22 protein-coding genes are annotated in these 22852 nt (G+C 73.6%); 12 read left to right on the top strand and 10 right to left on the bottom strand.

What is annotated here, in order from left to right; genetic code table 11:
- Positions 1-23 precede the first annotated feature (23 nt).
- The 3 genes from J4709_RS32715 to J4709_RS32705 all read left to right on the top strand — a co-directional run bounded on the left by J4709_RS32715 (position 24) and on the right by J4709_RS32705 (position 3690).
- Positions 24-1286: an ABC transporter substrate-binding protein gene (locus J4709_RS32715; protein ID WP_208246515.1), complete on the top strand. Its 1263-nt coding sequence runs from the start codon at positions 24-26 to the stop codon at positions 1284-1286.
- Between the two features lie 68 nt (positions 1287-1354).
- Positions 1355-2638: a Gfo/Idh/MocA family protein gene (locus tag J4709_RS32710; protein ID WP_208246513.1), complete on the top strand. Its 1284-nt coding sequence runs from the start codon at positions 1355-1357 to the stop codon at positions 2636-2638.
- Entirely contained in the window at positions 2638-3690 is a 1053-nt protein-coding gene (locus J4709_RS32705) for a dienelactone hydrolase family protein (protein ID WP_208246511.1), read from the top strand. The genes J4709_RS32710 and J4709_RS32705 overlap by 1 nt, the downstream gene beginning before the upstream one ends.
- 10 nt (positions 3691-3700) lie before the next feature.
- Here J4709_RS32705 and J4709_RS32700 read toward each other — a convergent pair whose 3' ends face one another.
- Entirely contained in the window at positions 3701-4459 is a 759-nt protein-coding gene (locus J4709_RS32700; protein WP_208246509.1) for a DeoR/GlpR family DNA-binding transcription regulator, read from the bottom strand.
- 73 nt (positions 4460-4532) lie between these two features.
- Here J4709_RS32700 and J4709_RS32695 point away from each other — a divergent pair, with 73 nt between their 5' ends.
- A complete protein-coding gene (locus J4709_RS32695; protein ID WP_208246507.1) occupies positions 4533-5738 on the top strand; it encodes an MFS transporter in 1206 nt (401 codons plus the stop codon).
- Here the strand turns inward: J4709_RS32695 and J4709_RS32690 are convergent.
- The 3 genes from J4709_RS32690 to J4709_RS32680 form a co-directional block, all read right to left on the bottom strand.
- The gene (locus J4709_RS32690; protein WP_208246505.1) at positions 5735-6631 is read right to left on the bottom strand and encodes an LURP-one-related/scramblase family protein; all 897 of its coding nucleotides are present in this window, start codon (positions 6629-6631) and stop codon (positions 5735-5737) included. The genes J4709_RS32695 and J4709_RS32690 overlap by 4 nt on opposite strands.
- A gap of 149 nt (positions 6632-6780) precedes the next feature.
- Positions 6781-7779, bottom strand: coding sequence for a CU044_5270 family protein (locus tag J4709_RS32685; protein WP_208246503.1), 999 nt, complete (start codon positions 7777-7779; stop codon positions 6781-6783).
- Entirely contained in the window at positions 7772-8470 is a 699-nt protein-coding gene (locus J4709_RS32680; protein WP_208246501.1) for an RNA polymerase sigma factor, read from the bottom strand. The genes J4709_RS32685 and J4709_RS32680 overlap by 8 nt, the downstream gene beginning before the upstream one ends.
- 145 nt (positions 8471-8615) lie before the next feature.
- On the opposite strand from J4709_RS32680, the gene J4709_RS32675 reads away from it, so the two are divergent.
- The gene (locus tag J4709_RS32675; RefSeq protein WP_208246499.1) at positions 8616-9257 is read left to right on the top strand and encodes a phosphatase PAP2 family protein; all 642 of its coding nucleotides are present in this window, start codon (positions 8616-8618) and stop codon (positions 9255-9257) included.
- Between the two features lie 7 nt (positions 9258-9264).
- Here J4709_RS32675 and J4709_RS32670 read toward each other — a convergent pair whose 3' ends face one another.
- Positions 9265-10545 carry an ArsB/NhaD family transporter gene (locus tag J4709_RS32670; RefSeq protein ID WP_208246497.1) on the bottom strand — a complete coding sequence of 427 codons (1281 nt, stop codon included), beginning with the start codon at positions 10543-10545 and terminating at the stop codon, positions 9265-9267.
- A 191-nt stretch (positions 10546-10736) separates the two neighbouring features.
- On the opposite strand from J4709_RS32670, the gene J4709_RS55845 reads away from it, so the two are divergent.
- Positions 10737-11198: a CBS domain-containing protein gene (locus tag J4709_RS55845; protein ID WP_173095170.1), complete on the top strand. Its 462-nt coding sequence runs from the start codon at positions 10737-10739 to the stop codon at positions 11196-11198.
- Between the two features lie 63 nt (positions 11199-11261).
- On the opposite strand, the gene tatA is transcribed toward J4709_RS55845, so the two are convergent.
- Together tatA and J4709_RS32655 are read right to left on the bottom strand one after the other, a co-directional pair.
- Positions 11262-11576, bottom strand: a complete 315-nt coding sequence (gene tatA / locus J4709_RS32660; RefSeq protein WP_208246496.1) for a Sec-independent protein translocase subunit TatA — start codon at positions 11574-11576, stop codon at positions 11262-11264.
- A gap of 466 nt (positions 11577-12042) precedes the next feature.
- The gene (locus J4709_RS32655; RefSeq protein WP_208246494.1) at positions 12043-12366 is read right to left on the bottom strand and encodes a histone-like nucleoid-structuring protein Lsr2; all 324 of its coding nucleotides are present in this window, start codon (positions 12364-12366) and stop codon (positions 12043-12045) included.
- Between the two features lie 326 nt (positions 12367-12692).
- Between J4709_RS32655 and J4709_RS32650 the strand changes: the two genes are divergently transcribed.
- From J4709_RS32650 to glgX, 4 genes are all read left to right on the top strand, one after another.
- A complete protein-coding gene (locus J4709_RS32650) occupies positions 12693-14441 on the top strand; it encodes an alpha/beta fold hydrolase (protein WP_208246492.1) in 1749 nt (582 codons plus the stop codon).
- Between the two features lie 76 nt (positions 14442-14517).
- The gene (locus J4709_RS32645) at positions 14518-15081 is read left to right on the top strand and encodes a DUF4262 domain-containing protein (RefSeq protein WP_208246490.1); all 564 of its coding nucleotides are present in this window, start codon (positions 14518-14520) and stop codon (positions 15079-15081) included.
- 94 nt (positions 15082-15175) lie between these two features.
- Complete coding sequence (locus J4709_RS32640; protein ID WP_208246488.1) at positions 15176-15706, top strand: GNAT family N-acetyltransferase; 531 nt, start codon at positions 15176-15178, stop codon at positions 15704-15706.
- A gap of 107 nt (positions 15707-15813) precedes the next feature.
- Entirely contained in the window at positions 15814-17904 is a 2091-nt protein-coding gene (gene glgX / locus J4709_RS32635) for a glycogen debranching protein GlgX (protein WP_208246486.1), read from the top strand.
- 25 nt (positions 17905-17929) lie between these two features.
- Here the strand turns inward: glgX and J4709_RS32630 are convergent, their stop codons facing one another.
- Positions 17930-18331 (bottom strand): hypothetical protein, encoded by a 402-nt coding sequence (locus J4709_RS32630; protein ID WP_173095175.1) that lies wholly within the window; start codon positions 18329-18331, stop codon positions 17930-17932.
- 155 nt (positions 18332-18486) lie between these two features.
- On the opposite strand from J4709_RS32630, the gene J4709_RS32625 reads away from it, so the two are divergent.
- Positions 18487-19209: a pyrimidine reductase family protein gene (locus J4709_RS32625; RefSeq protein WP_208246484.1), complete on the top strand. Its 723-nt coding sequence runs from the start codon at positions 18487-18489 to the stop codon at positions 19207-19209.
- On the opposite strand, the gene J4709_RS32620 is transcribed toward J4709_RS32625, so the two are convergent.
- Complete coding sequence (locus J4709_RS32620; RefSeq protein ID WP_208246482.1) at positions 19191-19892, bottom strand: dihydrofolate reductase family protein; 702 nt, start codon at positions 19890-19892, stop codon at positions 19191-19193. The genes J4709_RS32625 and J4709_RS32620 overlap by 19 nt on opposite strands.
- 64 nt (positions 19893-19956) lie before the next feature.
- Here J4709_RS32620 and J4709_RS32615 point away from each other — a divergent pair, with 64 nt between their 5' ends.
- Positions 19957-21048, top strand: coding sequence for an ATP-dependent DNA ligase (locus J4709_RS32615; protein WP_208246480.1), 1092 nt, complete (start codon positions 19957-19959; stop codon positions 21046-21048).
- A 27-nt stretch (positions 21049-21075) separates the two neighbouring features.
- Here the strand turns inward: J4709_RS32615 and J4709_RS32610 are convergent, their stop codons facing one another.
- Positions 21076-22749: an alkaline phosphatase D family protein gene (locus tag J4709_RS32610; protein ID WP_208246478.1), complete on the bottom strand. Its 1674-nt coding sequence runs from the start codon at positions 22747-22749 to the stop codon at positions 21076-21078.
- Positions 22750-22852: the final 103 nt, after the last annotated feature.

Raw genomic sequence — 22852 nt, 5'->3', positions numbered from 1 at the left:
CCCCCTGTCCGGAGGTACGAACAATGAAACGCATCCTGGCGGCCACCGCCCTCGCCGTGGTGGCGGTCTCGGCCACCGCCTGCGGAGGCGGCGACGACGGCGGATCCGGCGGCAAGACCAAGCTCGTCTTCTCCTACTGGGGCAGCGACTCCCGGCAGAAGCTGACCGAGTCGGCGATCGCCGCCTTCGAGAAGAAGAACCCGGCGATCGACGTCGAGGGCGACTTCTCCGACTTCGACAGCTACTACGAGAAGCTCGCCACCAAGACCGCGGCCGGGGACGCCCCGGACGTGATGTCGATCGAGATCCGCGGCCTCGCCGAGTACGCGGGGCGCGGCGCCCTGGCCGATGTCAAGGGCAAGGTGAACACGGCCGATCTCGACCAGAGCGTGCTCAAGGCCGGGCAGCTGGACGGCAAGCAGTACGCGGTCCCGACCGGCGTCAACACGTGGCCGATGATCGTCAACAAGGACCTCCTGAAGAAGGAGGGCGGGAAGATGCCCGACGACAAGTCGTGGACCTGGGACGACTACATCGCGGCGTCCCAGCAGATGACGCAGAAGAGCGGCGAGCAGGTCTGGGGCACCGAGTACAACGAGAACCCGGCGTTCCTGCAGGTCTTCGCCGGGCAGCGCGGTGAGCCGTTCTACGCGAACGGTAAGGTCGGGCTGTCCGAGCAGACCATCAAGGACTGGTGGGCGCTGCTCCAGAAGATCATCGCCACGAAGGCCGGGCCCGGCGCCGCCAAGATGCTGGAGACCGGCACCAAGCCCGACCAGGCGCTGCTCGCCACCAACAAGAGCGTGTACGGCAGCTGGTGGAGCAACCAGCTCGACGCGCTGTCCAAGGGCTCCGGCCAGGACCTGGAGCTGCTGCGGATGCCGAAGGCGCCGGGCGCGAGCGCGTCCGGGATGTTCCTGCAGCCGGCGATGTACTACACGATCTCGTCCCGGACCAAGCACTCCGCCGCCGCCGCGAAGTTCATCGACTTCATGGTCAACGACCCCGAGGCCGGCGCGATCGTGCTCAGCGACCGCGGCCTGCCCACCAACGCCAAGGTCCTCGCCGCGGTCAAGGGCAAGCTGTCCCCCGCCGACCAGAAGGTGGCGGCCTTCATGGACTCGATCAAGGGTGAGCTGAGCCCGATCGTGATCCCGCCCAAGGGCGCGACGGAGATGGAGGACATCCTCAAGCGCGCCACCGACTCGGTGCTGTTCGGCAAGGCCAAGCCGGACGACGCGGCCAAGACCTTCCTGTCCGAGGCGAACGGCGCCCTGACGAAGTAGGCCCGAGCCGTGCGGCCCGCTGACCGCGCCGGGCCGCACGGCGCCACCCCCCACGGGAGTCCCCGCTCATGCGATACGCCTTCGTCGGGCTCGGCCACCGGGCGCAGATGTACGTCGACGCGCTGCTCGGCGAGTGGAGCGACACCGGCGAGATCGCCGCGCTCTGCGACCCCAACCGGACCCGCCTGTCCTACCACCTCGACCGCATCGGCCGCGACGTGCCGTGCTTCGCGCCGGAGGAGTTCGGCGCGATGCTCGAACTCGCCGACGCCGTCGTGGTCGCCACGGTCGACGCGACCCACGCCCGCTACGTCGTCGCGGCGCTCGACGCGGGCAAGGACGTCGTCGTCGAGAAGCCGCTGTGCACCACCGCCGAGGACTGCGCGGCCATCGCCGACGCCGCCGAGCGCGGCACCGGCCGCCTCGTCGTCACCTTCAACTACCGCTACTCGCCGCGCAACAGCGCCGTCCGGCGGCTGATCGCGGACGGTGCGATCGGCGAGGTCACGTCGGTGCACTTCGACTGGTCGCTCGACACCATCCACGGCGCCGACTACTTCCGCCGCTGGCACCGCGACAAGGCGAACTCGGGCGGCCTTCTGGTGCACAAGTCCACCCACCATTTCGACCTGGTCAACTGGTGGATCGACGATGCCGCCGCGTCCGTCTACGCGCAGACGTCCCTGCGCTTCTACGGCGCCGGGAACGCCCGCGCGCGCGGGCTCACCGACCGGCCCGGCAGGGCGCGGGACGCCCCGGGGCTCGGCACGGACCCGTTCCTGCTCGACGTGTCCGCAGACCCGCGGCTCAAGGCGCTCTACCTGGACGCCGAGCACGAGGACGGGTACCTCCGCGACCAGGACGTGTTCGGCGAGGGCATCACCATCGACGACAACATGGCCGTCCTCGTCCGCTATGAGAGGGGCGCGCTGCTCACCTACTCCCTCAACGCGCACGCGCCCGCCGAGGGATACCGGGCCGTCTTCAACGGGACCGCCGGGCGGCTGGAGCTGGACGTCGTCGAGCGGGCGTGGACGCCGCCGCATGCCGCCATCGACCCGACCGCGTCCGGGAAGGAGCACGCCGCGGGCGCGTCGGAGCGGCTCGTCCTGCACCGGCACTGGCGCGAGCCCGAGGAGATCACGATCGAGCGGGGCGCGGGCGCGCACGGCGGCGGCGACGCCCTGCTGCTGGACGACGTGTTCCGCGGCCCGTCGGACGACCCGCTGGCGCGCCAGGCGGGGTACCGGGCGGGCGTCGCGAGCGTGATGATCGGCGTGTCGGCCGGACGGTCCGCGGCGACCGGCGCCCCCGTCGCCCTCACGGCCGGCGGTACGCGGCAGGCGGGCTGATGCTCGGGGAGTTCGCGGGCCTGGCGGGGATCGCCGCGCGGGACCTCGGCCTGTTCCCGCCGCCGGGCCCCGGCCTGCCGGTCCGGCTGCGCGACGCGCTCGGCGTCCTGGAGTTGCGGGCCTCGGACGTCCGGGTCGAGCGCCGGTGGACCGACGGGGACCTGGCCGGCGAGGAGCTGTCGTGGACGGTCGGGTTCGGCCCCCGCACGCGTGCCTTCCTGCTGCGTCCGCGCGGTGCCGCGGGGCCGCTGCCGGGCGTCGTCGCGCTGCACTGCCATGCGGGCATGAAGTGGGCGGGCAAGGACAAGATCGCCGACGGTCCGGACCCGCCCGCGCCCGAGGTCGTCCGGCTGCGCCGCGACATCTACGGTGGCCGCGCCTACGCGAACGAGCTGGCCCGCCGGGGTTTCGCGGTGCTGTGCCACGACGCCTTCGCGTGGGGCGCCCGCCGCTTCCCGCTGCCGCTCGCCCCCGGCCCGGACGCGACCGAGCCCGGCCGCTACGACCGCGCGGCACGCGACCACGAGCACGTCCTCGCGAAGGCGTGCACGGTCCTCGGCACGTCGTTCGCCGGGGTGCTCGCCTCCGAGGATCTCGCGGCGGCGGCCTACCTGCGGTCCCGCGCCGACGTCGCGTCCGTCGCCGCGATCGGACTGTCGGGCGGCGGGGCGCGGGCCGCGCTGCTGGGCGCGCTCGACCCCCGCGTCGGCGCGGTCGCCGTGGCCGCGATGGTCTCCTCGTTCCGGGACCTCCGCGACGAGCACGTGGCCGCCCACTCCTGGATGCTGTTCCCGCCGGGCCTGACCCGGCTGGCCGACTGGCCCGGCGTGGTGGCCTCCCGCGCACCTCGCCCGCTGATGGTCCTCTACGCCGCCGCGGACCCGCTCTTCCCCGCCGAGGGGATGCGCCGGGCCCACCACCAGATCACCGAGTCCTACCGGGACGCGCCCGGCCGCTATACCGGGACCTTCTTCGACGCCCCCCACCGTTTCGACGTCCCCATGCAGGAAGCGGCGTTCGCCTGGCTCGCCGACAACGCCGGCGGCGCCTAGATCGCGGGCGTCACACGGTGCGGACCGTCACGCCCGCGGCGGCGAGTTCCGCGACGCGGTCGCCAGGGGCCGAGTCGTCGGTGACGACGGCGTCCAGGTCGGAGGCGGGGCCGACGAACGCGAGCGCGGTGCGGGAGAGCTTGGCGGCCTCGGTGACGGCGATGACGCGGCGGGCGGAGGCGATCGCGGCGCGCTTGGCGGCGGCGTCCTCCAGGTCGTGGGCGGTCAGGCCGTCGGCCGCGGTCAGCCCGCAGCAGCCGATGATCGCGGTGTCGAAGCGCAGCGCGCGCAGCGACGCCTCGGCGAGCGGGCCGGTGAGCGCCAGCTCGCCGGGACGCGGCCGGCCGCCGGGGACCAGCAGCGTCAGCCGGGGCGCGGCGGCGAGCGCGTTGACCGCGTGCAGGGACAGCGGCATGACGGTCAGCCGCCGCGGCTCCAGCGCCCGCGCCACCTCCAGGCACGTGGTGCCGCTGTCGAGGACGACGGACTCGCCGTCGGCGACGAGCGCGGCGGCCTCGGCGGCGATGCGGCGCTTGGCCTCGGCCTCCTCGTGGACGCGCACCGCGAACGGCGGCTCCTCGCCGCGCAGCAGCAGGGTCCGCGCGCCGCCCCGGTAGCGTTCGAGGACGCCCTGGGCGGCGAGGTGGTCGAGGTCGCGCCGGATGGTCATCTCCGAGGCGCCGGTGAGCCCGGCGAGCTCCGCGACGCCGACGCTGCCGGCGTCGCGCACCGCCTCGGTGATCCGCCGCAGCCGCTCCGTGTCCGCCATACCCGCGATCGAACACCATCGATGTTCGGAATACAAGGTTTTGGTGCGGCGAAATGTTCGTTATGTTCGCGTTATGGTGCGAACGCTACGGGCGGGCCGGATGGCCACCTTCGTCTACTTCGGCCTGTCCGGCTTCCTGCTCGGGATGTGGGTCGTGCACATCCCCAGCATCGAGCACCGGACGGGGATCGACCACGCCGCGCTGGGCCGGCTCCTGCTGCTCCTCGGCGCCGGCTCCTTCGCGGGCATGCAGGCCATCGGGCCGCTGACCGACCGCTTCGGCGCGCGCCGCGTCGTCCCGGCCGGCGCCGTCCTGAGCAGCGTCGCCGTCGTCGGGCCGGGGCTGGCGCCGAACGCCTGGACGCTCGGGGCGGCGCTGGCGGTGCTCGGCGCCTGCAACGGCGGCGGCCTGAACGTGGGCATGAACGCCCACGCCGTCCAGGTGGAGCGCGGGTACGGGCGGCCCGTCATGTCGGCGTTCCACGCGACCTACTCCATCGGCGGCGTGCTCGCCTCGCTGGTCGGCGCGGCGACGCTCAGCGCGGGCGTGCGCCCGGCGGTCACCCTCGCCGCCGTCGCCGTCCTCGGCGCGGCCGTCGCCGTGGCCGCCGCGCCCGCGCTGCTGCCGCCCGAGCGCGCCCGCGAGGCCGGCGCCGCGCGAGCGCGCCGCCGGGTCCCCTGGCGGATCTGGGCGCTCGCCGCGCTCGCCCTGATGATCATGCTGTGCGAGGGCGTGGCCAACGACTGGAGCGCGCTGCACCTGCGCCGCGTCCTGGACGCGTCCCCGGGCACCGCCGCGCTCGCCTACGGCGCCTTCGCCACCACGATGACGATCGGCCGGCTGCTCGCCGACCGGGTGGCGGCGCGGCTGGGCGCGGCCGCCGTGCTGCGCTACGGGGCGTCCGTCGCCGCGCTCGGCATGACCGCCGCCGCCCTGTCCCCGTGGATCGCGCCGGCGCTGGCCGGATGGGCGGTGTTCGGGGCGGGGCTGTCCGGATGCGTGCCGCAGCTCTTCAGCGCCGCCGGGCACGCCGACCGCGACGCCGCCGGTGTCAACGTCTCCCGCGTCGCGGGCATCGGCTACCTCGGCATGCTCGCCGGGCCCGCCGCCATCGGGGCGCTGACCGGCGCGATGCCGCTGAACCTCACGTTCTTCCTGCCCGTGGCGTGCTGCGTCGCCGCAGCGGCCGCGGCCGGGATCCTGCGTACGCGTCCCGGCGCCGTCCCGGAACCGGCCGTGGACGCGGCGGGCGGCCGGGCCGAAGGGCGCTGCGGCTAGAGCCAGCCGCCGATGCTGCGGTTCTGCGAGACGGCGGTGTCGAACGCGAGCGGGCACGCGAGGACGAGCGTCCGCATCGGCTCCTGCAGCGGCGCGTACATCCGCAGGACGTAGCGGTCGGCGCCCGTGAACATCTGCGACAGCAGCTCGCCCATGCCCTCGAAACCGCGCTGGATGCGGGCGATCTCCTGTTGCTGCCAGTCGGTGACCCGGCCGCTGAGCAGCTCGTAGTAGCCGAGCTGCCGCTCCTGCGCGTCCAGGATCTCCCAGCCGCGCATCGCCCGCTTGCGCAGGTGCCCGATGAGGCCGCCCTGGGCCGCGAGCACCTGCATCACGGGCGTGCCCATGAACCCGTACGGCTTGTAGAAGTGGAAGTACGGCATGCCGTCCGGGCGGAAGATCGTCAGCTTCCGCTCGGCCTTCGTCTGGCTCCCCTGGTTGACGACGCGCAGCGCCTTCTTCGCCCCGCTGACGCCCTGCTCCCGGACGTGCGCGGCGGGCTGCCCCTGCGGGCTCCAGATCGTGTAGTTGGCCTCCGTCGAGAAGAACTGCGCCGGCTGGTCGTAGACGAGGATCGGCGAGCCGTACAGGTCGGCGGGAGCGCCGCCGTACTGCGCGGGCGGCTGCTGCTGCGGGTATCCGCCCTGCTGAGGGGGCGGGTAGCCGCCCTGCTGAGGGGGCGGGTATCCGCCCTGCTGCTGCGGCGGATACGCGGGCTGCTGCTGCGGGTACGCCGCGGGCGCGTACCCGTTCGGCGGGTAGGCGGGCTGCTGCGGCGCGTACGGCGGAGCGGGCGGCCCGCCGGGCGCCGGGGCGCCGTAGCCTCCCGGCCCGTAGCCGGGCTGGTACGGGCCGCCGGGGCCGGGCGGGGAGGGAGGCGGGGGGTAGCCCATGGAGGCTCCTGTACGAGGCGGTCAGCGCGAGGGGTCAGGCGACACGATAGCGCCGCCATCTCGCATTATCCGCGCGTTTCCCGGACGAACCGGGCCCGCGCCCGCCGTCCGTTTCCGGACGTGCGGCGGGCGCGGGCCCACGGGCCCCGTCAGCAGCCGTCGGTCTGCGTTCCTGGCCGCGGCTTCGGCATCCGGTCGACGATCTCGGTGCTCACCACGGCGCTGGCGAACAGCACCGAGCCCCGCGCCCCGAGCTGCTCGCTGGAACGGGTGACGACGTCCCGGTCGCCCAGGTACCGGTGGGTCGCGGGGTCGAAGACGAGCTCCTCGCGGACGCCGTCCTGGGTGCGGGTGATCGCGACGCCGTGCCGTCCGGCCGCGTCCACCGAGTCGGCCCGCAGCCGGACGCCGCGGATCTTGGCGATGGCGCGGAACAGCGCGGCGCGCACCCGCGGCGGCGCCGGCCGGCCGATCAGGTCGGTGGCGGTGTTCCACTGCCGCTCGGCCCGCCCGCCGTCCCCGTTGCGCGCCAGCAGGCGCAGGAGGGCGTCCGGGTCCGCCGGGAGGTCGCCGAGGTAGGGCCGGTCGATCGGCGCCCCCTGCCCGCAGGGCGCGATGACGCTCTCGCCGTCCGGCGGGATGTGCTCGCCGGGCCGCGGCCGGATCGAGTTCTTCAGCCGGACGAAACCGGGCTTCGTGCCGTCCACCGAGATCCAGGACTGGTTGCGGTCCTTGTACCAGCGCCCGTTGTTCATGACCCGGCGCAGCTCGACGAGGTCCTGGTAGACGAACTGGCCGGGGCGCGGGACGGGGTCGGCGGCGGCGCGCTCGGCGGCCCGGTCGAGGACGGCCGCCACGTTGGCCATCGGCTCGGCCGGGCCGTCCTGCCCCTGCGGCACGGCGACGAGGGCGACCGCGCCCGCGCAGGCCGCGGCGGCGACCCCGGCCAGCAGCACCGGCCGCCGGACGCGGCGTCGCCGCGCGGGGGCGGCCTCGGGGGCGGCCTCGGGGGCGGCCTCGGGGGCGGCCTCGGGGGCGGCCTCGGGGGCGGCGAGCGCCCGGTCGCGCCACCGCCGCTCGGCGCCGGACACGTCCAGGTCCCCGGGGACCTCGGAGCGCAGGCGCTCCACCAGCGTCAGTTCATCCATCGTGGGCCTCCCTGCGGGGGTCGGCGGCGTCGCCGAGGGCGTCGCGGAGCCTGCGGCGGATCCGGTTCATCCGGGACCGGACGGTCCCGGGCGGGACGCCGAGCGCCTCGGCGGCCTCGTCGTAGGTCAGCTCGGCCCACGTCACCAGCAGCAGGACCTCCCGCTGCGCGGCGGGCAGCGCGGCGATCGCGCCGGCGAGGGCACGGGACCTGGCGCCGGCGTGCACCCGGTCCTCGACGGCGTCGGTGAACGGCTCGGTGACCGGGTCTGCGCCGCCGCGGGCGAGCGCGCGCAGCGCCCGCACCTCGGCGCGGCGGTGCCGCCGGATCAGGTTGGTGGCGATCCCGTACAGCCACGGGCGCGCGTCCGGCCGGGCCGGGTCGTAGGCCGCGCGGCGGCCGAAGGCGACCAGGAAGGTCTCGGCGACGACGTCCTCGGCCGGGTCCGGGCCGAGGCGCCGCACCGTGTACCGCATGATCGCCGGGGCGTGCCGGCGGAACAGCGCGGCGAACCGCTCGGGGTCGGTGCGGGACGCGGCGATCAGCACCGCGTCGGTCGGCTCCGCATCGGTCGGCTCCGCATCGGTCGGCTCCGCATCGGTCGGCTCCGCATCGGTCGGCTCCGCATCGGTCGGCTCCGGTGCGGGCGCCGGGGCGGGGCGGACCGGCGACGACCGGCTTGTCGGGGGCATGGGCGGGCCTCTCGGTTCAAGGACTGATCATCCTTTGTTGCCCGGCCGGGCGCTCGCGGGTCCCTCCGGGCCGGGGCGCAATGTCCCCCCATGAGCGTCTACAGTGCTGTAGACGTTCTTTTGCGACCGAACAGGAAGACACCGGATGACCGCCGCCCCGGCACCCCTGGCCTTCGACGGCTCCCGCGTCGACGGCCCGCTCTTCACCGCCGTCACGCACCTAGCCCGCGACACCCGGTGGCTCAACGGCCCGCTGGAGTGGTGGACCAACGCCGGCCTGGTCGTCTTCGCCGTGCTGATGCTGGCCGGCTGGTGGCGGGCGCGGCACCGGGACGCGGCGGCGATGACCCTCGCGCTGGCCGCCCCGGTCGCCGTCGCGGCCGCGTTCGCCGTCGCGGAGGTCGTCAAGAAGATCGCCGCGGAGCCGCGGCCGTGCCGGGCGATGCCGCACGCGTTCATCGTCGAGGCGTGCCCGGCGCCGTCCGACTACGCCTTCCCCAGCGGGCACACCACGGCCGCCGCGGCGGCCGCCGCGGCGCTGTTCCTGCTCGACCGGCGGCTCGGCGTCATCGCCGCCGTCTTCGCGGCCTTCGAGGCGTTCACCCGCGTGTACGTCGGCGGCCACTACCCGCACGACGTCGCAGGCTCGATCGTCCTGGCGGTGCCGGTCGCGTGCCTCGTCGCCCTGCTGCTGCGCCGCGCCGCGACCCCGCTCGTAGGCAGGCTGCGGCACGGCCCCCTGGCGCCGCTGCTGACCGCCCGGCCGGGCGCCGCGTCCGCGGGCTAGCGGCCGGTCACAGGTAGCGCAGCCACAGGTAGGGGACGCACAGGGCCACCGTGACGGCCGTGACGACCAGGCCGTAGCGGGTGAACTGCCAGAAGCTGATCGGGGTGCCGTTGCGGGCGGCGATGCCGAGCACCACGACGTTGGCGCTCGCGCCGATGGCCGTCGCGTTGCCGCCGAGGTCCGAGCCGAGCGCCAGCGCCCACCACAGCACGTGCCCGCCGGTCCCCGGATGCTGCTGGACGAGGTCGGAGACGATCGGGCTCATCGTCGCGACGTAGGGGATGTTGTCCACGATCGCCGACAGCACGCCCGACGCCCACAGCAGCAGCATCGACGCGGCGCCGAGGTCGCCGCCGGTGACGTCGGCGGCGGCCCGCGACACGTGCGCGATCACGCCCGTCTCGACCAGCCCGCCGACCATCACGAACAGCCCCGCGAAGAACACCAGCGTCGGCCACTCCACCTCCGCCAGCGCCTGCTCGGTGGTGACCTTCGTCGCGGCGACGAGCAGCCCCGCGCCGAGCAGCGCCACGATGGACGGCTCGTAGTGCAGGACGGGATGCAGCACGAACGCCAGGATCACCGCGGCGAGCACGACGAGGCCCTGCCAGAGCAGCCGCCGGTCGGTGATCGCCTCCTTCTCCCGCAGCGCCATCACCTCGGCGGCGCGGCCGGCGTCGTAGACGAACGCCGACCGGAACAGCCACCGGCACAGCAGGCAGAACACCGCGATCAGCCCGACCACCAGGGGCGCCAGGTTCACCAGGAACTCGTTGAACGTCAGCCCGCCGCGGCTGGCGATGATGATGTTGGGCGGGTCGCCGACCAGCGTCGCGGTGCCGCCGATGTTGGACGCCATCACCTCGGCGATCAGGTACGGGACGACGTTCAGCCCGAGCCGCTCGCACACCAGGAAGGTGACCGGCGCGACCAGCAGCACGGTGGTGACGTTGTCCAGCAGCGCCGACGCGGCCGCGGTGATGAGCACCAGCATCACCATCAGCCGGTACGGCTTCCCGCGCGCGCGTTTCGCGGCCCAGATCGCCACGTACTCGAACACCCCGGTCTGCCGCAGCACCGAGACGATCACCATCATGCCGAGCAGCAGGAAGACGACGTTCCAGTCGATGCCGGTCTGCTCGGAGAAGAACGCCGCGCGGGCGTCGGTGATGCGCAGCAGCAGCATCATCGCCGCGCCGCCGAGCGCCACCGCGGTCCGCGGGATCCGCTCGGAGGCGATCAGCACGTACGCGATGACGAAGATCGTGACTGCGGCTACGGCGGCCAAGGCGGCTCCTGGAAGTCTTTAGGGGTAGGCGGCATCACGCCGACCAGACTTCCCGGCTCACCGTTCACCGACCCTAACGGGATTCGCGTGCGTTTTCCACGCACGGGGGCCGGGACCGCCCGCCGGACCCGCCCCGCCGGCGGCGGCGCAGCGGCGGTGCCGCCCGGTCCCGCCCCTGCTACGGTCGGGGTGTGCGCGCCGGAGAACTCGCCGTGGACCACCCGACCGTCACCGCGGACACCACCGCGCTGGACGCGGCCCGGCTGCTGGCCGAGCACCGGCTGCTCGGGCTGATCGTGGTGGACGCGCAGCGCCGCCCGAAGGCGGTGCTGCCAGGCTCGCAGCTGCTCGGCGCGCTGATCCCGCAGTACGTGCGCGACGATCCGGCGCTCGCCCGCGCCTACGACGAGGGGCATGCCGACCGGCTGTGCGAGCGGCTCGCCGGCAAGCGCGTCGCCGACCTGCTCCCCGCGAACCGGACGCCGCCGCCCGTGGTGGACGCCGAGGCGACCGTCATGGAGATCGCCAGCGTGATGGCCGCGGCCCGCAGCCCGGTCGTCGCGGTCTCCGGCGACCCGCGCAGCACCGACGCCCCGATGATCGGCGCCATCACGGTCGCCGACCTGCTCACCCGCGTGCTCCCGCCGGCCTGACGCCGGGCGGCGGGACGTCCCGCCCGCCGGCGCGGCCCGGCGCGCGGAGGCGGAGCGGTCCGGTCAGGCGCCCTTGCCGGACGGGGCCGTCGAGGCGGCGCCCTCGATGCGGGCGGCCTCCTCGCGCAGGCGGGCGGCGCGGTCGAGCTTGTCCCGGGCGTCGAGCCTGTCCCGGGCGTCGTCCGGGGCGGCCGGACCGATCGCCTCCGCCACGGGGGCGGGGGCGGGGTCGTCGTGCAGGCCCTGGGTCTCGGACTTGAGGATGCGCATCGACCGGCCGATCGCCCTGGCAGCGTCCGGAAGTTTCTTGGAGCCGAAGAGCAGTACCACCACGATGGCGACGATCAGCCAGTGCGACGGCGAGAACTCCCCCAACATCAGCGCCTCCCTTGGTCCGGTGCGGGTCCAGCGTACTCTCACCCATTCGCGCAACTAAGCAACGGTGGCGCCGGGACGCGGGACGGACCCGTGCGGGCATGCGGGGACCCCGCCGGACGGCCGGGCCGTCCGATCGTGCCGCCGCCGTTTTCGACGGCCGCGAGCCTTCTACAACGGCGCAATGCGGTGATCACCGCACGGCCGCCGTGCGCCTCGGAGAACTCGCCGCACGATCGGCTTCTCGCGTGCCGGATCGCACCTTCGGGCGCCGTCGCGGCGTTCGGGTCCGCGGCCGTCGCCCGTAAAGGGCGGCGCCCCTTGCGGCGGTCGCCACTTCCCGGGCGGACGCCGCCGGCGACCGCAGTTCCTTAGGCGGGCGGCCACCGGTGAAACCGTTCCGGGGCGCGGCCGCCGGAAAGGCGGCGGGATCGCCTTCGGACGCGTCCGCGGCGGCCGGGAAGCGGGTTCAGTGGGCGGCCTCGTACTGCTGGACGACGTTCGCCGGGATGCGGCCACGGTCGTTGACCGGGATGCCCGCCGACCTGGCCCAGTCGCGGATCTCCGCACTGCGCTCGCGGTTGCTCGCGGTGCGCGTCGCGGCCTTGCGGCCGGCCGGGCGGACCTTGCGGGCACTGTCCCGGAACGGCGCGATGACCTTGCGCAACCGGGCCGCGTTCTTCTTGTTCAGGTCGATCTCGTACGCCCTGCCGTCAAGGCTGAACGACACCGTTTCCACCGCCGCCCCGCCGTCGAGGTCATCCACCAGTGAGACCTGGACCTTCTGCGCCATGAGCCCTCTCCGTTCCGTTTATTGCTCAGTTCGAAGAATAGTAGATGCTCGGCGCCCGCGGTATTGGCGGAACCCCGATTAATGTATTTCCTCAACGAGTGAGGATTTCGTCATGCGCGCGCATGGTCGCGGCGGCGAATCCGTCGTCCGGGTCAGCCGGACACCAAGCGCGCCTGACCCGCGGCACCCGCCCGCCGGGGGCGGCGCGGCCGGTCGCGGCCCGGCCGGACGCGTCCGAGGAAAGTTCACGTTCACATCTGGACAGCCGCCTTACCAGACGGTAGTAAAGATCAGCCCCCTGTTCCCCCCGGTCCCGGAGCCGCCCCATGCCGCGTCGTCGCGCCGTCCTGTCCACCGCCGCCGCCGCGCTCATCGCAGCGGGCGGCGTCAGCGCCCTCCCGGCCCACGCGGCCGACGCCTACACGGTCCGGACCCTGCACTTCGACGTCGCGGTCGGCCCGAAGCACGACCAGCACTGCGACGTCGTCGGCGACCTCTACCTGCCGTCCGGCGCGTCCGCCGCGCACCGCGTGCCCGCGATCCTCACCACCAACGGGTTCGGCGGGTCCAAGGACGACCAGGCCGGGTTCGGCAAGACCTACGCCCAGCGCGGCTACGCCGTGCTCTCCTACTCCGGCCTCGGGTTCGGCGGCAGCGGCTGCCGCATCACCCTGGACCACCCCGACTGGGACGGCGCCGCCGCGAGCCAGCTCGTCGACTACCTCGCCGGCAAGAAGGCCGCAAAGGACGGGACCCGGCTGGACGCGGTCAGGCTCGACAAGGCCGGCGACCCGCGCGTCGGCATGGTCGGCGGCTCCTACGGCGGCCAGATCCAGTTCGCCGCGGCCGGCGTCGACCGCCGCATCGACACGATCGTCCCGATGGTCACCTGGCGCGACCTGCGCTACTCGCTCGCCCCCAACAACCAGGTCGTGGACGGGAAGCTGAGCACCGACCCCGGCGTCACCAAGCTGGTCTGGGCGCTCGGCTTCTTCGGCGAGGGCGTGTCCGCCGGGCTGACCAACGGCAAGGCCGACCCGGGACGGCTGCTCGGCTGCCCGAACTTCCCGACGATCCTGTGCCAGGCCGTCGGGGAGAGCCTGATCTTCGGCGTGCCGCAGCAGGCGAGCATGGCGTACATGAAGGCCGCGTCCGTCGCGTCCTACATGCCGAAGATCAAGGTGCCGACGCTGATCGTCCAGGGCGAGACCGACAGCCTCTTCGACCTGCAGGAGGGCACGGCCACCTACAAGCAGCTCGCCGCGCAGCGCACGCCGGTGAAGATGATCTGGCAGTCGTCGGGGCACAGCGGCGGGCAGGTCCCGGGCGACGGCGACCTGGCCGACGTCTCCGGCAGCTACACGGGGCAGCGCGTCGCCGCCTGGTTCGACCACTACCTCATGGGCCGCTCCACCGGCACCGGCCCGGCGTTCGCCTACTTCCGCCCCTGGGTGCAGTACCAGGGCAGCGCGGCGCCCGCCTACGGCACCGCCGCCGCCCGCACCCGCTCGCTGTACCTGTCCGGCAAGGACAAGCTCGTCGCCGACCGCAAGGCCGTCGCCGCGGGCGCCGCGAGCTACGGCAACCTGCCGTGGATCCCCACCTCGTTCTCCGAGGTCTCCGCCGTGCAGGGCGCGCTCGGCCTGGACGACGTCCCGCCCGCCGACGCCCCCGGCACCTCCGTCGCCTGGACCGGCGCCCCGCTCGCCGCCGACACCGACGTCGTCGGCTCTCCCACCCTCAAGGTCCGGCTGGACTCCCCCGCCGCCGTCCGGTCGCAGCGGTCCGGCGTCAACGGGCGCCTGATCCTGTTCGCCAAGCTGTACGACGTCGCGCCGGACGGCTCGATCTCGCTCGTCCACCGGCTCGTCTCCCCGGCGCGGGTCGACGACGTCCGCAAGCCGCTGACCGTCCAGCTGCCCTCGATCGTGCACCGGTTCGCCAAGGGCCACCGGCTGCGCGTCGCGATCGCCGCGAGCGACCTGTCCTACCTGGGCAACCGCGGCGTCCTGCCGGTCACCGTCCGCACCGGGCCCGCCGACCCCGGCGTGCTCACCCTGCCCACCCTGGGCTGAGCGCGTAGCGGGGGCCGCCGCCGGTTCGCCCGCCGCGCGGGCGGACCGGCGGGCGAAATGATCGTAAACTTGCGGCATGCCCGACGGTCGCCCCGCCTGCACGTGCGTGATCTGCCGCGACTACGGCGACCGCGACCGCCTCGACAACTTCCAGCTCCGCACCATCGTGCACATCACCCAGTACGGGTGGAGCGTCGTCCTCGTCCACCCCGACGACGACGGCCCCGGCTGGGCGTACACCATCGGCCTCTGGCACAGCCACCGCGCGCCCGAGCTGGCGATGTTCGGCGGCGACGTGTACGAGACCGAGGAGGTGCTCAACGCCCTCGGCCGGCAGGCCGCGGAGGGCCGCCCGCCCGCCGGCGGTGAGCGTCGCGAGGGCGCCGTCCGCGGGCAGGCCGCCGCGTTCCGCGACGTCGACCCGCGCTGGTACGAGGGCCTGCTCCGCGGCGCCGTCTCCTTCTACCGCCGCCCGCCGCTGCCGTTCCTGCAGGTCGTCTGGCCCAACACCGAGGGCCTGTTCCCCTGGCAGCCCGGCACCGACCTGCCGTTCCGGCACTCCCAGCCGTGGCTGTGGCTCGCCCCCACCCAGCACCCGGCCGGCGCCTGGACGCGCCGCCACACCGCCGGCCACGACTGACCGGGTCCGCCGGTCCGGCAACGGATGATCAGCCGCGGATGATCGCGCACGGCGGATCGGGCGCGGCGAGCCGGGCAGGGCATACGATCGGCGGGTGTACGGGCCGATCGCCGAGACCATCCGGACCCAGCGCCTCGTCCTGGAGCCGCTGGCGGTCCACCACGCCGACGAGATGGCCCCCGTCCTGGACGACCCGCGCCTGCACGCCTACATCGGCGGCGAGCCCCTCACCCTCGACGAGCTGCGCGCCCGCTACGAGCACCTGGTCGCCGGGCCCGCCCCGTTCCACCAGGAGTACTGGCTCAACTGGATCGTCCGCCGCGCCCGCGACGGGCAGGCCGTCGGCTACGTCCAGGCGACCGTCACGCCCGCGCCCGGCGGGCCGCAGGCCGCGCTCGCCTGGGTGATCGGCATGCCCTACCAGGGGTTCGGCTTCGCGACCGAGGCCGCCCGCGCGCTCGCCGGCTGGCTCACCGGGCACGGCACCGCGGCGATCACCGCCGCGATCCACCCCGGCAACCGGGCCTCGGCGGCCGTCGCGTCCCGCCTCGGGCTGCGTCCCACCGCCGAGACCGCCGACGGTGAGACGATCTGGCGCACTCCCGGCGCGGACCGGCCGGCGTGACACTCTGATATCGGACCGTGGCGGGCGGGCGGGACGGGAGTAGGCCAGAATCGACGGGGAACGCGCTGCGGGGCAGGCGGCATCGGTCGGTCGACGAGAGGGAGCACATGCGGGAGGTCTGGCCCGGGGATCCGTACCCGCTGGGCGCCACCTGGGACGGCACCGGCACGAACTTCGCGCTGTTCTCGGAGGTGGCCCGGCGGGTCGAGCTGTGCCTGTTCGACGCCGACGGGACCGAGACGCGGCGCGAGCTGCCCGAAGTGGACGGGTTCGTCTGGCACGGGTACCTGCCCGGCGTCGGGCCCGGCCAGCGCTACGGCTACCGGGTGCACGGGCCGTTCGCCCCCCGCGACGGAGACCGCTGCAACCCCGCGAAGCTGCTGCTCGACCCGTACGGCAAGGCCGTGGAGGGCGGCGTCCGCTGGCACGAGTCGCTGTTCTCCTACCGGTTCGACGACCCCGGCGCGCTGAACGAGGACGACAGCGCCCCGTACATGCCGAAGAACGTCGTCATCAACCCGTTCTTCGACTGGGCGGACGACCGGCCGCCGCGCGTCCCGTACCACGAGAGCGTGATCTACGAGGCGCACGTCAAGGGGCTGACGAAGCTGCATCCGGGCATCCCGGAGGAGCAGCGCGGCACCTACGCGGGCCTCGGCCACCCGGTGATGATCGACCATCTCGTCGACATCGGCGTGACGGCCGTCGAGCTGATGCCGGTGCACCAGTCGATCCCCGAGCACGCCCTCGTCGCGCGCGGCCTCGACAACTACTGGGGCTACAACACGATCGGGTTCTTCGCGCCGCACAACGCCTACAGCGCGTCCGGGCAGGCCGGCGAGCAGGTGCTGGAGTTCAAGGCGATGGTTCGCGCCCTCCACGAGGCGGGCATCGAGGTCATCCTGGACGTCGTCTACAACCACACCGCCGAAGGCGACCACCTCGGGCCGACGCTGTCGTTCCGCGGCATCGACAACGCCTCCTACTACCGGCTCCGCGACGACGACAAGCGCTACCACCTCGACTACACCGGCTGCGGCAACTCCCTGAACGTCCGCAACCCGCACGCGCTGCAGCTCATCATGGACTCGCTGCGCTACTGGATCCTGGAGATGCACGTCGACGGGTTCCGGTTCGACCTCGCCTCCGCGCTCGCCCGCGAGCTGCACGACGTCGACCGGCTCGCCGCGTTCTTCGACCTCGTCCAGCAGGACCCGGTCGTCTCCCAGGTCAAGCTGATCGCCGAGCCGTGGGACGTCGGCGAGGGCGGCTACCAGGTCGGCAACTTCCCGCCGCTGTGGACGGAGTGGAACGGCAAGTACCGCGACACCGTCCGCGACTTCTGGCGCGGCTCGTACGCGACGATGCCGGAGTTCGCGTCCCGGCTGACCGGCTCGTCCGACCTGTACGAGCACAGCGCGCGGCGGCCGTTCGCGTCCATCAACTTCGTGACCTGCCACGACGGGTTCACGCTGACCGACCTCGTCTCCTACGACCACAAGCACAACGAGGCCAACGGCGAGTCCAACCGCGACGGCACCGACGACAACCGGTCCTGGAACTGCGGGCACGAGGGCCCGGCCCGCGACCCCGAGGTGCTGGAACTGCGCGCCCGGCAGCGCCGCAACTTCCTCGCCACACTCTTCCTGTCGCAGGGCGTCCCGATGCTGGTGCACGGCGACGAGCTGGGCCGCACCCAGCGCGGCAACAACAACGCCTACTGCCAGGACAACGAGCTGGCCTGGGTGCACTGGGACGAGCCGGGCGACCGGGAGTTCATCCGGATCCTGTCCCGGCTCCGCCACGACCACCCGGTGTTCCGGCGCCGCCGCTTCTTCACCGGCACCGGCACCGGCGCCGCCGCCGACATCGCCTGGCTCACGCCCGCCGGCGAGAGCATGACCGACCAGGACTGGAACGTCGGCTTCGCCAAGTCGCTCGGCGTGTTCCTCAACGGCGACGCCATCACCGAGCCCGACCAGCGCGGCCGCCGCGTCCGCGACGACTCCTTCCTGCTGCTGGTCAACGCCGGGTCCGACGCCGTCGAGTTCACCCTGCCCGGCGGCGAGTACGGCGAGCGCTGGGAGTTCGTCCTCGACACCGCCGACCCCGCCGCCGCCGGCGAGCGCCCCCGCGTCAAGTCCCGCGACGAGATCCCCGTCCCCGCCCGGTCCCTCACCGTGCTCAAGCGCGGCTAGCCGGGCCGGGCCCGCTCCGCCTTCTTCATGTCCGACTCACCTCCATCGCGGTGAGGAAGACCAGGACGAACGTCGTGACGGCGATCACGCCGTGGAAGACGACGGCGGCGGCCGGGAACGTCTGGTCGCGGCCGCGGGCGTGCCGGCCGCCGCCCCCGACGAGCCAGCGCGTCAGCAGCATGAACCCCTGCAGGATGACGACCAGCAGCGCGGCGAACGCGACCCACGCGAACGCGGCGCGCCCCGTCACCAGGTAGCCGATCCACACGCAGAGGCCGATCACGGCGGCCAGCGGATGCCCGATGACCACCAGGACCGGGAACCGGGTCACCTTCGTGCCCCGGCCCCCGCTCGTCAGCCATTTGATCAGCAGGTAGCCGCCGGCCGTGGCGGCGAGGACCCACGCGGCAAGTGCGGCGAACTCCACCCCCCGCTCCTTTCGGTGCAGTTCTACGGTCCGTCCCCGCCCCAAGTGTCGCGTGCCGATCGCCGCGCCATGACGGATTCGTGCATATTGCCGTACGCTGAGTAAGCGGAACGGTCAGATCGCCCTTGCCCGCGGTGCAGTAACTTGTGACTTCTATGCGGACCCTGACGCCCTCCTCCGAGCCCGTCGACCTCGCCGAGCGCTACGCCTACCCGCCGGGCGAGGGGACGTGGCTGCGCGCCAACATGGTCGCCAGCCTGGACGGGGCGGCGCAGCGCGACGAGCGCAGCGGCGGGCTCGGCAACGCCGCCGACCAGGAGCTGTTCCTGCTGCTGCGCGGCCTCGCCGACGTGGTGATCGTCGGCGCCCAGACGGTCCGCGCCGAAGGCTACGGGCCGGTGAAGCCGCGCGAGAGCTGGGGCGCGGTCCGCGACGGGCGGCCCCCGGTACCGCCGCTCGCGGTCGTCTCCCGCACCCTCGACCTGGACTTCGACGCGCCGATCTTCACCGAGGCCGCCGTCCCGACGATCGTGCTGGCCACCGCGACCGCCGACCCCGAGCGGCTGCGCCTGGCGCAGGAGCGCGCGGACGTCATCATCGCGGGCGAGGACTCGCTCGACTTCGGCACGGCCGTCCGGGAGCTGGCGTCGCGCGGGTTCCGGCGGCTGCTGTGCGAGGGCGGCCCCGGGGTGCTGGCGCAGATCGTCGCGGCCGGGCTGCTCGACGAGCTGTGCCTGACGCTGAGCCCGATGCTGCTCGCCGGGCATCCGGCGCGGATCCTGAACGGCCCGCCGGTGCCCGTCCCGCCGGAGTTCCGCCTCGCGCACGCGCTGGAGGAGGACGACTTCCTGTTCCTCCGCTACGCGCGCAGCCGGTAACGGATGAAAAGGACGCCCTCGTCCAGGTAGAGGGCCGCCGGTTCCACGGGCACCTCCGCGTCGAGAACGCCGAGCAGCCGCGTGTGGCGCGGGCTGCCGAGGAGCGCGGGCGCGATGTTGAGGCACAGCTCGTCCACCAGCGACGCCCGGATGAGCGCGGTGGCCAATGCCGGCCCACCCTCGCAGAGCAGATGCTCGTGGCCGAACTCCTCGCGCAGCACCCGGACGGCCTCGGGAAGGTCGACCTCGTCGGCTCCCGCCGCGACGACCCGGATCCCCGCCGGGACCCGGTCGCGCGCACGTCGCGACGTCACCACGATCGTGGGAGTCTCGGCCTCGGTGAACAGCGGCAGCGTCCAGTCGAGGTCGAGCGAGCGGCTCACCACGACGATGGGCGCGGGCGGTGCTCCCCTGCGCGCGCGCAGATCGGGGCGCAGGCGCGCCGGTCCGAGCCGTCCCGTGCGGGCGGTCGCGGCGCCGACGAGGATGGCGTCGGCCAGTGCCCGGAGCGTCCGGAACACCCGGAAGTCGGCGTCGCCGCCGAGGCCGTCCGTCCAGCCCTCGGCGTCGGTGACCGAGCCGTCCGCGCTCATCACCATGCCGAGCCGCAGGCCGGGCGCGTCCCCGTACGCCTCGTACGGGTCGACGGCCTCGACGGTGGGTGCGGGCAGCAGGCGGCGCATGACCTGCAGGTTATCGAGCCCCCGGTGCTCCGTTTTGTCGGTCCCGGGGCGCAAGATGGTGGGCATGGACCTGCCGATCAGCCCGCCGCTGCCGCCGATGCTGGCCAAGGCCGTCAAGACCATGCCGCAGGGCGACGTCCTCTACGAGCCGAAATGGGACGGCTTCCGGTGCATCGTCTTCCGCGACGGCGACGAGGTCGAGCTGTCCAGCCGGGGCGAGAAGCCGCTGACCCGCTACTTCCCCGAGGTGGTCGAGGCGGTGAAGCGGGAGCTGCCCGAGCGCTGCGTGGTGGACGGCGAGATCGTCCTGCCGCGCGGCACCCGCCTGGACTTCGACGCCCTGCAGCAGCGCATCCACCCGGCCGCGTCGCGGATCAAGCTGCTGTCGGAGCAGACGCCCGCCTCGTTCGTCGCCTTCGACCTGCTCGCGCTCGGCGACGAGTCGCTGCTGGAGACGCCGCTCGGCGAGCGCCGCCGGCGGCTGGTCGAGACGCTGGCGGGCGCGAAGGCGCCGATCCACGTGACGCCCGCGTCCGACTCCTACGAGCTGGCGCTGCGCTGGTTCGAGGAGTTCGAGGGCGCCGGGCTCGACGGGGTGATCGCCAAGCCGCGCGACACCGTGTACCAGCCCGACAAGCGGGTCCTGTTCAAGGTCAAGCACGAGCGCACGTGCGACTGCGTGGTGGCCGGGTTCCGCTGGCACAAGTCCGGGCCGATCGTCGGGTCGCTGCTGCTCGGCCTCTACAACTCCGACGGCAACCTGCAGCACGTGGGCGTGGCGGCCTCGTTCACCATGAAGCGCCGCGCGGAGCTGGTCGAGGAGCTCCAGCCGTACCGGATGGAGGACCTGTCCGGCCATCCGTGGGCGGAGTGGGCCCAGCAGTCCGAGGCGACGGCCGACCGGATGCCCGGCGCCGTCTCGCGCTGGACCGGCAAGAAGGACCTGAGCTGGGTGGCGCTCCGTCCCGACCTGGTCGTCGAGGTGGCGTACGAGGCGATGGAGGGCAACCGGTTCCGGCACACCGCCCGGTTCCGCAACTGGCGCCCCGACCGCACCCCCCGCTCCTGCACCTACGAGCAGCTGGAGGTTCCGGTGGCCTACGACCTGGACGACATTTTCAACGGCCCGGCGACCAGCCCCCGCGCCGACCGGTGAACCGGCGCGGGGCCCGGCCGCCGCGACTCAGGGCTGGGTCTCGTTGCGGATGGTCTGGTCGATGAGCGACTGCTCCGACTGCGCGGCCATCTTCGGGGCGGCGTAGGGGCGCAGGTAGGTCTGGTGCACGCCGGGGACGCGGTCCTCGATGACGAAGGTCGCCTTGGTCGACACCGGTGAGCCCTGCGCCCGCACGGACGCGACCGTCCTGAAGTCGGCCTTCATCTCCCCCTTGCCGATCTTCGTCAGCACGTATCCGCGCTGGTTGTTATAGAACTTCAGGTGCGGGTTGATCTTGAGGAAGGGCTGGCTCGCGGGGTCGGAGTCGGCTCCGTCGCCGGTGGTGCTGATGGACGAGCACACCAGTTCGGAGCCGACCGTGGCCGAGTCCGGGTCGTCGTAGTCCGCCTTGAGGTCGCTCGCCCAGTGCGCGTGGACGTCGCCGGTGAGCACGACGGGGTTGCGGACGCCGGCGTCCACCCAGCCCTTGGTGATGCGGTCGCGGGAGGCGGCGTAGCCGTCCCAGGCGTCCATCGAGGTCTTCTTGACGGGTCCGGCGGTGTTGTCGCGCTGGGCGAAGAACACCTGCTGGCCGATGACGTCCCAGCGGGCGCTGGAGCGGCGGAAGCCGTCGAGAAGCCACCTCTCCTGCCGGTCCCCGGTGATGCTGCGCTTGGGGTCGGTCGCCTCGGGGCAGTCCTTGTAGCCGTCGCCGCAGCCCTGGTCGTCGCGGAACTGGCGGGTGTCGAGCATGTGGAAGTTGGCGAGCCTGCCCCACCGGACGCGCCGGTAGATCTGGATGTCGGGGCCGTGCGGGATCGAGGAGCGGCGCAGCGGCATGTTCTCGTAGTACGCCTGGAACGCGGCGGCGCGGCGAGCGCGGAACGCCTCGTAGGTCGGGGTGTCGGAGCCCTCTTCGGGGATGTAGCCGGCCCAGTTGTTCTCGACCTCGTGGTCGTCGAAGACGACGAGCCAGGGGGCGGCGGCGTGCGCGGCCTGCAGGTCGGTGTCGGCCTTGTACTGGGCGTGCCGCTGCCGGTAGTTCGCCAGGGTGACGGTCTCGGGGCCGTCGTGGTCGCGGATGTTGCCGCCCGGGCTGTTGTAGACGCCCTTCTTGTACTCGTACTGGTAGTCGCCGAGGTGCAGGACGAGGTCGGGGTGGTCCTCGGCGAGCCGCCGGTACGAGGTGAACCAACCGTGCTCGTACTGGGCGCAGGAGACGAACGCCATGGTCAGGGCGGGTCCGAACGAGTCGGGGCGCGGGGCGGTGAGGGCGCGGCCGACCGGCGAGACGTGGGCGCCGGCGCGGAAGCGGTACCAGTAGTCGCGCCCGTGCCGCAGGCCCTTCAGCTCGACGTGGACGGAGTGCGCGGCGTCGGGACGGGCGGTGGCGGTGCCGCGCCGTTCGATCCGCCGGAACCGCTCGTCGGCGGCGACCTCCCACTTCACCTGGACGGGCTTGGACGGCATGCCGCCGAGCCCGTCCTCGGCGTGCGGGTCGAGGGCGAGCCGCGTCCACAGGACGAAGCCGTCGGGGGCGGGGTCGCCGGATGCGACGCCGAGGGTGAACGGGTCGCCGGGCGCGGCGGCGCGCGGGCGGGGGGCGGCGTGGGCGGTGGCGGGGAGGGCGAGGGCGCCGGCCGCGAGGCCGCCGGCGACGAGGACGGATCTCCTGCTCAGGGGGCGTGCGAGTTCGGCCATGGGGGCGGTGACCTTTCGGGGGTTCCGGCAGCGATCGCCGGAAATCCTCACCGTGGCCGGTGACCTGAGGGCACCGCGCGGGTGACGTCCACCGCAACGGGGG

The sequence above is a fragment of the Actinomadura violacea genome, from assembly GCF_017573465.1.
In the GTDB taxonomy this organism is placed as follows: domain Bacteria; phylum Actinomycetota; class Actinomycetes; order Streptosporangiales; family Streptosporangiaceae; genus Spirillospora; species Spirillospora violacea.
The sequence above is the reverse complement of the archived record's forward strand: the minus strand, read 5'-3'. Positions and strand labels throughout refer to the sequence as shown.